Here is a 13,647-nt window from a genome sequence, read left to right as displayed (position 1 = left end):
GAACCTCACCCGGCCAGCTCGCGTTTCAGCTCCGACGCCGCCCTAAGGCGGCACCGCATCAGGAGAAGCGCGATGGGCAGCACCACGGACAAGGTCAAGGGCATCGCCAACGAGGCCGCCGGCAACGTCAAGCAGGCCGCGGGGAAGGCGATGGACAAGCCCGGTCTTCAAGCTGAAGGCGTGGCGCAGGAGCGCAAGGGCGAAGCCCAGCAGGCGCTCGGCAAGGGCAAGGAAGCCGTCAAGAAAGTCGTCGATAAGGCCTGATAAGGCCACGTTGACCGGATCGAACGGGCTGCCGAAAGGCGGCCCGTTTCGCTTTTCATGTACGCGGTAACAGTTCTCGGCGACGTCCCGGTGTCGCCTGAGACGGCCTCGGGAGCTTTGGTTTTGTAGTCATGGGTTGGCGCGTCGGCGGGGGGCTAGTCGACCCCAGACAGCCGTCGAGCGAGGTCTTCTCCTTCAAGCGCGTACCCGCCCACCTGGAACTTTCATGGGCATTTTGCGGTTGGATTGTGCATCGCGGCACGTGCCGCCCGCCTTGCAGGAGACCATCATGAAGACGCTGCTCATCGCCACGCTGATCGCCTCCGCCACGTCCTTCGGTGCCATGGCTCAGACGTCGACAACGGCCCCAACGCCTGCGCCGAATGCCGATGCTGATAAGAACGCGCCGCTCCCGGGTGCCAATAGCTTCACCGAAGGCCAGGCCAAGAGCCGCCTGGAAGCCAACGGCTACTCTAACGTCGGCGCCCTCAAGAAGGACGACAACGGCGTCTGGAAGGGAACGGCCACGCACACCGGCGCGCAGGTGAACGTCTCAGTCGATTACCGCGGCAACATCACCCGCAACTGATCCGTGCCGCTCGCACCACGAACCTTGGAGACGAATATGACTCGCACCATCACGCGTTCCTACGATAACCATGAAACCGCGCGCTCCGTCGTCGACCAGCTCGAGGCTGCTGGCATTTCGAGCAGCGACGTCAGCATCGTCGGTCGCAACGGCGACGGCGAGACCAATGCCGCCGAGGGCGCAGGCATCGGCGCTGGCGTCGGCGGCGCCGCCGGGCTGCTCGCCGGCATCGGCCTGCTGGCCATCCCGGGCATCGGCCCCGTCGTAGCCGCGGGCTGGCTTGCCTCGACCGCAGCAGGCGCTGTCGCCGGCGCGGCCGCTGGTGGCCTGGTTGGCTCGTTCGTGAAGGAAGGCCACGATAAGGAAGAGGCCGAATACTACGCCGAGACGGTTCGCCGCGGAGGCTCCGTCGTCTCGGTCCGCACCGAGCCGGAGCATGAGGCCACCGTTGAAGCCATCCTGGACGGCGCTACCCCGATCGATCGCTCGTCTCGCGAGGCGGAGTATCGCGCCGGGGGTTGGGACCGCTTCGACGAGAACGCCGGCCCGTATCGCCCGCCGGTCGTCTGATCGCATCGTTCAGGTGAAGGACGGCCCCGGGAGTCCGGGGCCGTTTTCGTTGGCTCTCGTGCTTACGGGACACATGGAACGACCGCGCGAAGCAATGAGCCGAAGCGGCTTGGTTGGCCGTTAACGGGGCGCGAAGGTCGCTCTGGAGCTGCTCCGTGCATAGCTCTTATTAACCCCGCCTCTGCCGTCCAGCACATCCTGATTGATCGCAGCCAAAATGGGGCCGTGGATCCGCCATTACGCTTTCGACGGCCTTCCCGATCCGGCGGTCCCGTGTTTCGAAAGTTCGATCCAAACCGGTGCGTGGTCGCTCGCCTTCTCCCAGCCGCGGACATCGGCGTCGACGCCGGCGGATTTAAGCCGGCCGGCCAGTTGCGAGCTGAGCAGCAGGTGGTCGAGACGCAGGCCCGCGTTCCGACCCCAAGCGTTCCGGAGATAATCCCAGAAAGTATAGATGCGCTCACCCGGATGCAGTTCGCGCAGGGCATCGGTCCAGCCGGTTTCGACCAGGTGTCGATAGGCCTCGCGGACCTCGGGGCGGAACAGAGCGTCGCCTTCCCAGCGCTCGGGCTTGTAGACGTCGAGCGCGGTCGGGATGACGTTGAAATCGCCGACCAGCGCGACGGGGATTTCATGCGCCAGTAGTTCGTCGGCATGGCTCTTTAGGCGCTCGAGCCAACGCAGCTTGTAGTCGAATTTCGGCCCCGGGGCGGGATTGCCGTTCGGGAGGTAGAGGCAGCCGATCAGGACGCCCTTCACGGCAGCCTCGATGTAGCGGCTCTGGTCGTCCTCCCCCTCGCCGGGCAGGCCGCGGCGGGTCTCGATCGGGTCGGCATCGCGGGCGAGGATCGCGACACCGTTCCAGCTCTTCTGGCCGTGCCAGATTGCTCCGTAGCCGGCGTTCCTCAACGCGGCTTCCGGGAAGTTCCGTTGAGACGCCTTCAGCTCCTGAAGGCAGACGATGTCGGGCTTCGTCTCGGCGAGCCAACGCAGCAGCACGGCAAGCCGACCGTTGATGCCGTTGATGTTGAAGGTCGCGATCCTCACCCGGCGGGCTCAGCGCTTGCGTTCGCCGCGGTCGCGCTCTGTTCCCGCTCTGACATCGCTGGCTCCCTTCATCCACAGCCGATCCAACGCACGAAACCCCGTCCGGATCGGAGGCGGGCCGGACGGGCCCGCCCCGGGGCATTGCGCCGCGCTTGACTCCGAGGAACCGAACTAGAACAAAGAAGGAACACAACACGCATTGCAGGTCATCCCCATCGTGCGGCCCCATCCCGCCCTTCAGTCGTTGCGCGACCGGATCGAACGGATCGAGGGACGGCCTGCGCGCGAACGCAGCGTGCTTCCGTTCGGGATCGCCGCGGTCGATTCCCGTCTTCCCGGCGGCGGGTTGGCGCTCGGGGCCTTGCACGAGGTCGCGGGCGGCGGAGACGGCGCGATCGACGGGGCTGCTGCGGCCCTGTTCGGGGCGGGCATCGCGGCGCGGACGCGGGGAAAGGTGCTGTGGTGCCTGACGCGCGGCGATCTCTTCGCCCCGGCTCTGGCGCAGGCAGGTCTGGGGCCCGACCGGGTGGTCCATGTCGAGGCTGGGGATGACGGAACGGTGCTGGCCTGCATGGAGGAAGGGCTTCGCCATGGCGGGCTCGGCTCCGTGGTCGGCGAGGTGGCGCGACTATCGATGACGGCGTCTCGGCGCCTGCAACTGGCGGCCGAGGGCACCGGGACGCTGGGGATCGCGCTCAGGCGCTGGCGTCGCCAGGCGGAGGCCTCGGATTTCGGGCAGCCGACGGCGGCGATGACGCGCTGGCGGGTCTCGGTCCTGCCCTCGACGGCGTTGCCGGTGCCGGGCGTGGGTCGCCATCGCTGGCTGGTCGAGCTGATCCGGGCACGGGCCGGCGAGAGTGCGGATTTTGAACTGGAGGCCTGCGATGGCAAGGGTCGTCTCGGTCTTCCTGCCGAGCTGGTCGATCGATCGGTTCCGGCGCAAGGCTGGCGACGCGGCGCCTCGCGCTGAGGTTCCGCTCGTCCTGATCGGCCGCGACGGCGGCAGGCGGCAGGTCGCGGCGGCGAACGCCGTGGCGCTTGCCGCCGGCCTGCGTGTCGGCATGCCGGCGGCCAAGGCGCAGGCGCTCGTCCCTGGGCTCTCGCTGCTCGACGCCGACCCTGCGGCGGACGAGGACGAGCTCGTGCGCCTGGCGGCCTGGCTGCTCGGGCGCATCGCCCCGGTGGTCGCGACCGACCCGCCCGACGGCATCGTTATCGACACGACCGGCGCCGACCATCTGCATGGCGGCGAGGCGGCGATGCTCGAGGGCATCGTCGGCCGTCTCGCCCTGTCGGGCATCGCGGCGCGCGCGGCGATCGCCGAGACATGGGGCGCGGCACATGCTCTCGCCCGCCATGTCGCCGCACCGACGCTGGTCGCATCCCAAGGCGAGGCGATGGCGCGGATGGGTCCGCTGCCGCTGGAATGCTTGCGGATCCCGGCCATTCTGGCACGCGACCTGCGCGTCCTCGGTTTCGCGACGGTCGGCGATCTCGCCGATCGGCCGCGCGCGCCGCTGGCGTTGCGTTTCGGTCCGGAGCTCGGGCGCCGGCTCAACGAGGCACTCGGCCGCCTCCCCGAACCGATCGTCGCGATCCGCCCGCCCGACATGATCGAGGTCCGGCGCGCCTTCGCCGAGCCGATCGGTGCGGCCGAGACGATCGCGCGCAACATCGGCAAGCTGGTCGTGGCCCTGTGCGGGCGGCTCGAGGCGGCCGGGCTCGGCGGTCGTCGCCTCGATCTGGCTTGCCACCGCGTCGACGGTGGGGTGCAGGCGATCCGCATCGGCCTCGCGCGACCCGTGCGCGACGCGAAGCGCCTGACCCGGCTGCTGTGCGACCGGATCGAGACGATCGAGCCCGGGTTCGGCATCGAGATCATGACCTTGGCAGCGGTTCTTGCCGAGCCGCTGGAGGAGCGGCAGCTCGCCGGCGGCCTGATGCAGGAGGCCGAGCCGGACATCTCGGGGCTGATCGACACGCTGACCAACCGTGTCGGCGAGCGCGCTGTCTATCGTTTCGCGGCGGTCGCCAGCGACGTGCCGGAGCGCAGCGTCGCGCGGGTGCCGGCGCTGGCCCTCGAGACCGGAGCGATCTGGCCCGATCACTGGCCGCGGCCTGCCAGGCTGCTGCCGCGACCGGAGCCGGTCGAGACGCTGGCGCTGCTCCCCGACCACCCGCCAGCCTCGTTCACCTGGCGCGGCATCCGTCGGCGGGTGAAGCGGGCCGACGGCCCGGAACGCGTCTGCGGGGAATGGTGGAAGCGCGAGGCGGAACTCGCTGCGGTCAGGGACTATTTTCGGGTCGAGGACGAGGCGGGCGAGCGCTTCTGGCTTTACCGCGCCGGCGACGGCGAGGACGCCGCGACGGGGTCGCATCGCTGGTTCCTGCACGGGGTGTTCGGATGAGCGCGCGCTATGCCGAGCTCCAGGTCACCAGCCATTTCAGCTTCCTGCGCGGCGCCTCCTCGGCCGAGGAGCTGTTCGCGCAGGCTGCCGCATTTGGCTTCGAGGCGGTGGCGATCGCCGATCGCAATTCGCTGGCGGGGATCGTCCGGGCGCATGAGGCGGCGAAGGCCACCGGGGTCAGGCTGATCGTCGGTTGCCGCCTCGATCTCGAGGACGGCACGGCGATCCTGGTCTATCCGACCAACCGGGCGGCCTATTCGAGGCTGTGCCGGCTGCTCTCGATCGGCAAGAGGCGTGGCGGCAAGGCCAGATGCCGTCTCGACTGGCCGGACGTCGCCGAATATGCGGAGGGCCTGGTCGCCGTGCTGGTGCCGGACCTCGCCGACGAGGAGTGCGCCTTCCGGCTTAGGCGGCTGCGTGAGGCGTTCGGCGACCAAGCCCATCTGGCGCTGACCTTGCGCCGGCGTCCCAACGACCGGCTGCGATTGCACGAGCTGTCGAATCTGGCGGCGCGGATGCGGGTGGCGACGGTGGTCACCAACGACGTGCTCTTCCACGAACCGGCGCGGCGGATTCTCCAGGACGTGGTGACCTGCATTCGGCACAATGTCACCATCGATGCGCTGGGGGAGCGGCGTGAGCGCCATGCCGACCGGTATCTCAAGACGCCGGACGAGATGCACCGGCTGTTCGATCGCCATCCCGAGGCGATGGCGCGCACGCTTGCGATCGCCGATCGCTGCCGGTTCTCACTCGACGAACTCGCCTACCAGTATCCGGAGGAGCGCGACGACCCGACGCTGACGCCGCAGGAGACGCTTGCCAGGCTTACCTGGGAGGGGGCGAAGGAGCGATACCCGGAAGGCGTGCCGGACAGCGTGCGCGCCAGCCTGAACCACGAGCTCACCTTGATCGAGAGGCTCGCCTACGCGCCGTATTTCCTGACGGTGGATGCGATCGTCCGGTTCGCCCGGTCCAGGGACATCCTCTGTCAGGGCCGCGGCTCGGCGGCCAATTCGGCCGTGTGCTACGTGCTCGGCATCACCTCGATCGATCCGGGCCGCAACGATCTGTTGTTCGAGCGTTTCGTCTCTGAGGAGCGCCGGGAGCCGCCCGACATCGACGTCGATTTCGAGCACGAGCGGCGCGAGATCGTCATGCAGTGGATCTTCGAGACCTATGGCCGCGACCGGGCGGCCCTGTGCTCGACGGTGATCCGTTATCGGACAAAGGGGGCGCTGCGCGATGTCGGCAAGGCGCTGGGCCTGCCCGAGGATTTGATCGGCGCGCTGTCCTCCCAGGTCTGGGCCTGGTCGGAGGACGGCGTCGAAGACCGACAGGTCGAGGATCTGAATCTCAACCTCGCCGATCGACGGCTGCGGTTGGCGCTCGATCTCGCGCGGCAGTTGCAGGGAGCGCCGCGGCACCTGTCGCAGCATCCCGGCGGCTTCGTGCTGACCCATGACAGATTGGACGATCTCGTCCCGATCGAGCCAGCGGCGATGGCGGATCGCCAGGTGATCGAGTGGGACAAGGACGACATCGATGCGCTGAAGTTCATGAAGGTCGACGTGCTGGCGCTGGGCATGCTGAGCTGCATGAAGCGCGGACTCGACCTGCTGGCCGATCACAAGGGCATCGATATGGAGCTGGCGACGATTCCGCCGGAGGATCCGCGCACCTATGCGATGATCCGCAAGGCCGACACGCTCGGGACCTTCCAGATCGAGAGCCGGGCGCAGATGTCGATGCTGCCGAGGCTGAAACCCCGGACCTTCTATGATCTGGTCGTGCAGGTTGCGATCGTGCGGCCGGGACCGATCCAGGGCGACATGGTTCATCCCTATCTGCGTCGGCGCGAGGGCCGGGAGCCTGTGCATTTCCCGACGCCGGAGCTGGAACGGGTGCTGGGCAAGACGCTGGGAGTGCCACTGTTCCAGGAACAGGCAATGCGGGTCGCGATCGAGTGCGCGGGTTTCACCCCGGGCGAGGCCGACATGCTGCGTAAGTCGATGGCGACGTTCAAGTTCACCGGTGGCGTCTCGAAGTTCAAGGAGAAGCTCGTCTCCGGGATGGTGGCGAACGGCTACGAGGCGGAGTTCGCCGAGCGGACCTTCCGGCAACTCGAAGGCTTCGGCAGCTACGGATTTCCGGAGAGCCACGCGGCCAGTTTCGCCCTGATCGCCTATGCCTCGAGCTGGTTGAAGTGCTGGCATCCGGACGTGTTCTGCGCGGCGCTGTTGAACAGCCAGCCCATGGGTTTCTACGCCCCGGCGCAGATCGTGCGGGATGCGCGCGATCATGGCGTCGAGATCCGCCCGGTCTGCGCGAATGCCTCGCGCTGGGATTGCACGCTGGAGCCGACGCCGGACGAGGGTCGTTTCGCGGTCCGGCTGGGGCTTCGTCTGGTGAAGGGGCTGGCCAATGCCCATGCCGCTGCCATCGTGGCGACGCGGGCCGATCGACCCTTCGCATCGGTCGACGATCTCTGGCGTCGCGCCGGGGTTCCGGTGGCGGCGCTGACGCAGCTTGCCGAGGCCGACGGCTTCAGGCCTTGTTTCGGCCTAGCCCGCCGGGAGGCGCTCTGGGCGATCCGGGGCCTGCGCGACGAGCCGCTGCCGCTGTTCGCCGCCGCTTCGACCCGGGCGACGCAAGTCATCCCCGAGTTCGAGGAACCCGAGCCTCTGCTGCGGCCGATGACGGCGGGCGGCGACGTCGTTGAGGATTATCGCCATGTCTCGCTGTCGCTGCGGGAGCATCCGGTCACGTTCCTGCGGGCTGATCTCAGGCGGCGACGGATGGTCACTTGTCTCGAGGCGATGGAGTCCCGTGACGGGCGCTGGCTGGAGGCTGCGGGGATCGTGCTGGTGCGCCAGCGCCCGGGGTCGACGAAGGGGGTGATGTTCATCACGCTGGAGGACGAGAGCGGCATCGCTAATCTGGTGGTCTGGACCAAGGTGTTTGAGGCCCATCGCCGCGTGATCCTATCGGCGGGGATGATCGCGGTCAGGGGCCGGATCCAGCGCGAGGGCGAGGTCGTGCATCTGGTGGCGCAGCGGTTGACCGACCTCTCGGCCGAGTTGGCGAGCGTCGGGGGTCGCGATGCTCCCTTCCCCGTTCCGCATGGCCGCGGCGACGAGTTCCATCACGGGTCACCTACGCCCGATCCACGTGGCCTCCCGCCGAAGGGGCTGAAGACAAGGGACATCTATGTGCGCGATCTCCACATCGACACGATCAAGGTCAAGACGCGGGATTTCCGATGAAGGTCAGCGCCCTACTGGAGGCTGGCAGCGCGCCCTGATCGGCGCCTCGATCGCGAGAAGTCCAGACGCCGGAGGGAGGCGCTGGGTGGCTGAAACCAGCGCACGGGCGCGGCGTTCTGTTCCCGGCGGCGGCAGGCCTCGCCTGCCAGAAGAAGGCATGGATCATGAAAATCAAGATGCGCTCAGCCAGGTACACGATACGGCTGGAGGTGATTCCCGTGGTGGGCCGGGCATGAACGCGCGCGTTCACCCTACGACACCTGACGGTCGCTACTTCATGGTCGCGGGCCGTCTGTGGCGCTCGACCAACCCGGCGATCCCGGAAGAGCGTCGTCACCGCCTCGTCGTCGAGCTCATGCATGCTCGGCGGGCCGTCAAGGATGCCAAGCGCGGGAACGGCGACCTTCGGGTTGCCCGCGACCGCGTTGATGCCGCGAAGGTCGCGTTGGGAGAGCGCGGCCCCGTCTGGTGGGGCGACGGCGCGCCTGACCTGAACCGCCACATGGCCAAGAACACGCCCTATGCGGAATGGGCGGGAGCACTGAAAAAATGCGGGAACGAGCACTAGGTATAGGAGAAGCTGGGCCTCAGTCGCAGGATGGCTCCATGTCGAGACATGTGAACGTCACGACACGCGTCGGCAGGGAGGGACCTTTCCGCGTCGACCTGCCGCTCGATCCCGGCACGCTGAATGAGCGCCTGTTCGACATCGGGCTATGGCTGGTTGAGCGCGAGATTCCGCATCAGGCTCGCATCTTTATGGAGCCCGAACACGAGCGATTGAGGGTCAGCTTCCCTGATGCCGAGAACGCGGATGCCTTCCGGAAACGCTTCGGATCGCCGCTGAACTAGAGGGCGTCTAGCCTTTTCGAATCGGCAGCGTCCCTCAACCGCTCAGTTACAGGCCCAGCGTCGATCCATCTCCTCGTGGTTCCAGGCGGGTTTGATGTTACGGACCTGCCGGATCGTGACGCTACCGGATTGCAAGAGTTCGATGGCGTGAGTGGACAGCGTAAGATTGGTCAGTTCGCCGGGGACGGAGCAGAGCAGGCCCCGGTGGATCAATGCAACGGCGGTTTCGACGTTCAACGAAACGTGCCTCGGGCTCGTCTTCCCACGATATAGGCAGAAGCGTCTCTTGCCGCTCTTCGGCGCCGCTTCGGGAACGAGCGCGACAGGGATCCAGTCGGCGAGAGGATGCATATCGGCCGCCCCGGACGCGATCTCGTCTGCCGGTCGCGCGCAGGCCAGGCTGCCGATCGCAAGGAACGCGTGACGCAGTCTTGCAGGCAATTTCTCGATCGCGAGTTCCAGCGAGTTGGAATCGTCGGCTTCGAAGTCTTGTCCACCGAAATCGATGTGCTTCATTGCTCACCCAATGTTCGGACGGGGCGATGATTCGTAACCTTGAGGAAGGTAGCGCGAATCGCCCAGTCTGATGCGATTTCAGTTTATGTCAGTGACCTGTATTACGTAAGCAAAATGAAATAACGAAACCGGGACCGGCGGGCCGACGTGAGCGATATTTCGAATACGGGCGGCGTCGCGGCCAGGCGAGGATTCGTTTTCCAGGATCACGTGGCAGCACGTTACGTCCTGACCATGTTGGAAGATCGACGCATCGAGCAAGTCGAATGCGAAACCAGCGACGACATCGTGTTACGCTGGGCCGTCGATGGCAATCGACACATCGAATACGTTCAGGTGAAGAGCAATGACGTCGACCGATGGACGTTGGGATTGCTCACGAAGCGCGACATCGCCGCGAGTCCGACGTCCATCGTCGAAAAATCCCTGCTCTGCGACAAGGGGCCCGAGGTCGGTCGCTTCCGGATCGTCACGAGGAACGGCGTCCACGCCATTCTGGCTGCGCTGACGGTGCCGGTCTCGAAGCGCGGCCAGAACGATCTCGACGATCTGGCCGGGCGGTTGATGAAGAAATACGCGACGGTGTCGGGCCGCGGGTCGGACCTGGAATATTGGGCGCGAAACGCATTCTGGGAAGCGATGTCGTCGGAGGACGACCTTCGCAGCAAGAACCTCTGGCAGATCTCGCGACTTTGCGACGGCGATGGCTGTTGCCTTCGACCGGAACAGATCCTCGCGATCTATCGGGACATCCTGGAGCTCGTTGAACGAGCGGCCGCCGCAGACCGGCGGGTGTCGGCGGACAAGATCCTGACGCGCGAGCGCATGCGCCTTTGGTGGCGCGACCGTCTTCACGCACTGATCGCATCCAGGCCGGGGAGCGCCCTTCCCTATCGGATCACTGCACCGCAATTCCTGGTGAAGTTGCACGAGTTCACGGATCCTACCCGGCCGCGCGCCACCACGGGCTACGATGCGGAATACGAGCGTAAGCAATGGCGATCGGCGCAGCTTGCCGCCCATCTGGTCCGATGGGTCCCCGAACTCGTCCTGAAGGCGAGCGAGATCGCGCAGACCAACCATCTAACGCTTGCGGACCGGACAGGCCAGGGCCTGCGCAGGCTGCGTGAACTTCGTCACCGCGGTGTCGAGCGGCTGCTCGCGGAAACACTGCTGCATTCGATCCTTCGGACCTTCTTCGACAGCGAGCCGATCGCCTGCAAGCTGTTCTACCGCACGGAAGCGGCGTCGGGCGTGGTGAACAACGCCCACATCGTCCAGCACCACGAAGGCGACCAGATCTGGTTGGGTCGCACCCATGTCTTCCGCGGCCCCGATCCCGACGCGCTGATCGAGGCGGCCTGCGCCGAACTCGAGGATGCGCTGGCGACGCCTCTCCTTCGCGCGGAGCGCGAGATCATTCTCGAACTGCGCCAGCCCGAATACCTTCGCAGGGACGACGTGGAGCAGGCATTGGAGAACGGTGCACCGATCGACCGCTTCCTGCGAATCCTTCGTTTCGTGATTCTCGTCGTCTACGACAGCTCGGTCCTCGGTGCCGGTCACTGTGATGATTACCGGACCCGGCTCGTCGCCGAGTTGACCGGACACGGGAATGCCTACCATGCACGGCTTCCCAGCAGCGTCGAGGAAATCCAGGTCCATCTCCTGCTGGTGCCGGTCGAGTCACTCGATGCGCTGACGCGGGACTTCGAGGCGGCGGCGGGCATGACGTGAGCTACGATCTCATCAGGGCGGAGCTTGACGCTGCGGACTTCGGAGCGGACCGCATGTTCGCGGCGCTCCGGGGCGCCGCGCGTCTGGCGAACAATCCGGCGACGCTGGGCGAAGGCCGCGACATCGTCATTCGCCTCCTGTCGAAGGTTTCGCTCTGCGGCGAATTCGAGCGCCGGATCCTGATCTCGCTCGTTCGCACCGTCGGGCTGTTCCCCTACATGAAGGAGCAGCTCGCGGTCGCGGAGGACGACGACCTGCTCGCCTACCAGTTCCATTACATGGCCGAGCTCGACGTCGTCTTCCATGGCTTGCAGGCGAGGATCTACGACCTGCTCATGTCGGGATCGAATGTGGTGCTGAGCGCGTCGACGAGCGCAGGCAAGAGTCTGCTGATCGATGCCATGATCGCGTCGGGGAAATTCAGGAAAGTCGTCATCATCCTCCCGACGCTCGCGCTGATCGACGAGATCCGGCGTCGCCTGACCGGGCGGTTCGGACGGCGGCGCCAGATCATCACCCAGCCCTCCCAACAGGCGGCGGCTGGGGCGAAGTCCGTCTACGTCCTGACGCAGGAGCGTGCCCGCAAGCGCGACGACTTGGACGATGTCGATTTCTTCGTGATCGACGAGTTCTACAAGCTCGACATCCGCAAGGGGGACGACGACGAGCGTCGGGCGATCGAACTGAACCTGTGCTTTCACAAGCTGGCGACGAGGGGTGCGCAGTTCTACCTGCTCGGACCCAACATCCACTCGATCCGGGGATTGGACCGGCACGAGGTGCATTTCATTCCCTCGGGTTTCGCAACGGTGGCCGTCGACATCGTCCATCACGACATGTCGATCTCGAAACCGGAGAGGCTGGAGCGGCTGGTCGAGATCCTCGGCGGCAAGACGGGGCCGACACTGATCTATTGCCAGTCGGCGGCTTCGGCCGCGACGATCGCCGAGCATCTGATCGGCAACGAGATCGTCGAACCGCCCGCGGCCACGATCCCGACCGCCGAGTGGTTGTCGGAGAATTTCCACGCCGAATGGATCGTGGCGAAGGCGGTGCGGGCAGGGATCGGGATCCATCACGGCGCGCTACCGAGATCGGTTCAGCAACTGATGGTGCGGCTCTTCAACAGCGGTGCGATCAGATTGCTGGTTTGCACCTCGACATTGATCGAGGGCGTGAACACGGCGGCCGAGACAGTGATCATCTTCGATCGCAGGAAGCGAAGCACCTTCGATTTCTTCACCTACAAGAACATACAGGGGCGAGCCGGGCGGATGGGGCGCTACTTCATCGGCAAGGTTCATGTGCTGGAGAAGCCGCCCGCGGAGGAACCCTTCGTCGTGGAATACGAGATCGGCCGCCAGGACGACGAGACGCCGATGGAACTCCTCCTCCAGTTGCCGGAGGAGGACCTCACGGAGGATTCGTCCGAGCGCATCAAGAACGAGCTCAGCCGCAGCCTCCTCGCCGAGGAGACGATCCGAGCCAACGCCTCGGTCTCGGTCGAGATCCAGAACGACATCGCCCGGGAGATCGAACACCGGCTGAAGCAGGGTTCGGAATTGTATGGTTGGAGTGGGTTGCGGTGCAGCCACCCGCAGCTCGCCGCCGCCTGCGAGCTGATTGTCGGGCACATACGGGCTCCGGGTGGCTTGGCCGAACACCGGGTCTTTTCGGGATCGCAACTCGCGTTCAAGCTGCGTCAACTCGAGTACGATGGATTCAAGTCCTTCCTCGACGCGTTCGTGAAGGAGGAATACCCCAACAGCACGCTCGGATCGCGGATCGAGGTGGTGCTGAGGTTCGTCCGCAGGGTCGTCTGCTATCAGTTCTCGCAGGACTTGATGGTGATCGACAGAATCCAGCGTGACGTTGCGCTGCGGCTGGGCGTCGCCCCGGGGAACTACGGGCTCTATGCGGAGCACGCCGAGAACCTGTTCATGCCCGCCTCCCTGAACGCGTTAGAGGAGTACGGATTGCCACTTCAGATCGTGCGCAAGATCGCGAACGCGCTGGCGCCTCACGAGGATTTCGACGGGGTCCTGACACGGCTGAAGCGATTGGACAGCGGCGAGCTCGATCTGACGCAATTCGAGCGGGACTGGCTGGTCGATACGCAGCTCGCCATCTGACACCGGATGCGTCGCCGAGCGTCTCGAGCCGATCGCCTCGTCCATTCAGTCGGTTCCGAGCCTGGTGCAAATCACCTCCACGGCGATTATTGTCGACCATCATTCACAGGCGGGTGATGCGCCCGATTGCGACGTTTCGCGGCAGGCGCGGCACCGATCACTGTCCGCCGACGTGTCAAACGGCACGCAATATTGCCCCCCGATCGGCGTCCAATCTTGACCCCTTGATGAGCTGAGGTGGCAGGAGGCGGCGCGGCGGAGCTGGT

General features: G+C 65.9%; 13 protein-coding genes. 11 read left to right on the top strand and 2 right to left on the bottom strand.

Translation table 11 applies throughout. From position 1 onward, the window contains the following. The first annotated feature begins 72 nt into the window (after positions 1–72). From ASE63_RS08250 to ASE63_RS08240, 3 genes are all read left to right on the top strand, one after another. The gene (locus tag ASE63_RS08250; RefSeq protein ID WP_056799397.1) at positions 73–264 is read left to right on the top strand and encodes a CsbD family protein; all 192 of its coding nucleotides are present in this window, start codon (positions 73–75) and stop codon (positions 262–264) included. 289 nt (positions 265–553) lie between these two features. Beyond that, the gene (locus ASE63_RS08245; protein WP_056799699.1) at positions 554–853 is read left to right on the top strand and encodes a hypothetical protein; all 300 of its coding nucleotides are present in this window, start codon (positions 554–556) and stop codon (positions 851–853) included. 36 nt (positions 854–889) lie between these two features. Further along, complete coding sequence (locus ASE63_RS08240) at positions 890–1,423, top strand: hypothetical protein (protein ID WP_056799696.1); 534 nt, start codon at positions 890–892, stop codon at positions 1,421–1,423. Between the two features lie 237 nt (positions 1,424–1,660). Here ASE63_RS08240 and xth read toward each other — a convergent pair whose 3' ends face one another. Continuing rightward, positions 1,661–2,470 carry an exodeoxyribonuclease III gene (xth, locus tag ASE63_RS08235; RefSeq protein WP_056799394.1) on the bottom strand — a complete coding sequence of 270 codons (810 nt, stop codon included), beginning with the start codon at positions 2,468–2,470 and terminating at the stop codon, positions 1,661–1,663. A 208-nt stretch (positions 2,471–2,678) separates the two neighbouring features. Here xth and ASE63_RS08230 point away from each other — a divergent pair, with 208 nt between their 5' ends. The 6 genes from ASE63_RS08230 to ASE63_RS08210 all read left to right on the top strand — a co-directional run bounded on the left by ASE63_RS08230 (position 2,679) and on the right by ASE63_RS08210 (position 8,996). After that, complete coding sequence (locus ASE63_RS08230) at positions 2,679–3,440, top strand: damage-inducible protein (protein WP_244491342.1); 762 nt, start codon at positions 2,679–2,681, stop codon at positions 3,438–3,440. Next, positions 3,355–4,878 carry a DUF6504 family protein gene (locus tag ASE63_RS08225; RefSeq protein WP_056799388.1) on the top strand — a complete coding sequence of 508 codons (1,524 nt, stop codon included), beginning with the start codon at positions 3,355–3,357 and terminating at the stop codon, positions 4,876–4,878. The genes ASE63_RS08230 and ASE63_RS08225 overlap by 86 nt, the downstream gene beginning before the upstream one ends. Next, positions 4,875–8,144, top strand: coding sequence for an error-prone DNA polymerase (locus ASE63_RS08220; RefSeq protein WP_056799385.1), 3,270 nt, complete (start codon positions 4,875–4,877; stop codon positions 8,142–8,144). The genes ASE63_RS08225 and ASE63_RS08220 overlap by 4 nt, the downstream gene beginning before the upstream one ends. Positions 8,145–8,233: 89 nt before the next feature. Further along, positions 8,234–8,380 (top strand): DUF4113 domain-containing protein, encoded by a 147-nt coding sequence (locus ASE63_RS26460; protein WP_082609770.1) that lies wholly within the window; start codon positions 8,234–8,236, stop codon positions 8,378–8,380. After that, positions 8,377–8,712: a hypothetical protein gene (locus ASE63_RS08215; RefSeq protein WP_056799382.1), complete on the top strand. Its 336-nt coding sequence runs from the start codon at positions 8,377–8,379 to the stop codon at positions 8,710–8,712. The genes ASE63_RS26460 and ASE63_RS08215 overlap by 4 nt, the downstream gene beginning before the upstream one ends. Positions 8,713–8,750: 38 nt before the next feature. After that, positions 8,751–8,996, top strand: coding sequence for a hypothetical protein (locus tag ASE63_RS08210; RefSeq protein WP_056799379.1), 246 nt, complete (start codon positions 8,751–8,753; stop codon positions 8,994–8,996). 42 nt (positions 8,997–9,038) lie between these two features. Here the strand turns inward: ASE63_RS08210 and ASE63_RS08205 are convergent, their stop codons facing one another. Further along, on the bottom strand, positions 9,039–9,512 hold the full coding sequence (locus ASE63_RS08205; RefSeq protein ID WP_056799377.1) for a hypothetical protein: 474 nt from the start codon (positions 9,510–9,512) through the stop codon (positions 9,039–9,041). A 147-nt stretch (positions 9,513–9,659) separates the two neighbouring features. Here ASE63_RS08205 and ASE63_RS08200 point away from each other — a divergent pair, with 147 nt between their 5' ends. Together ASE63_RS08200 and ASE63_RS08195 are read left to right on the top strand one after the other, a co-directional pair. Beyond that, the gene (locus ASE63_RS08200; RefSeq protein ID WP_082609759.1) at positions 9,660–11,249 is read left to right on the top strand and encodes a dsDNA nuclease domain-containing protein; all 1,590 of its coding nucleotides are present in this window, start codon (positions 9,660–9,662) and stop codon (positions 11,247–11,249) included. Next, entirely contained in the window at positions 11,246–13,381 is a 2,136-nt protein-coding gene (locus ASE63_RS08195; protein ID WP_056799370.1) for a helicase-related protein, read from the top strand. The genes ASE63_RS08200 and ASE63_RS08195 overlap by 4 nt, the downstream gene beginning before the upstream one ends. The last annotated feature ends 266 nt before the right edge of the window (positions 13,382–13,647 follow it).

It is taken from the genome of Allobosea sp. Root381, assembly GCF_001429395.1.
Taxonomy (GTDB): Bacteria; Pseudomonadota; Alphaproteobacteria; order Rhizobiales; family Beijerinckiaceae; genus Allobosea.
Note: the sequence above shows the minus strand (reverse complement) of the source record. Positions and strands in the feature narration are given on the sequence as shown.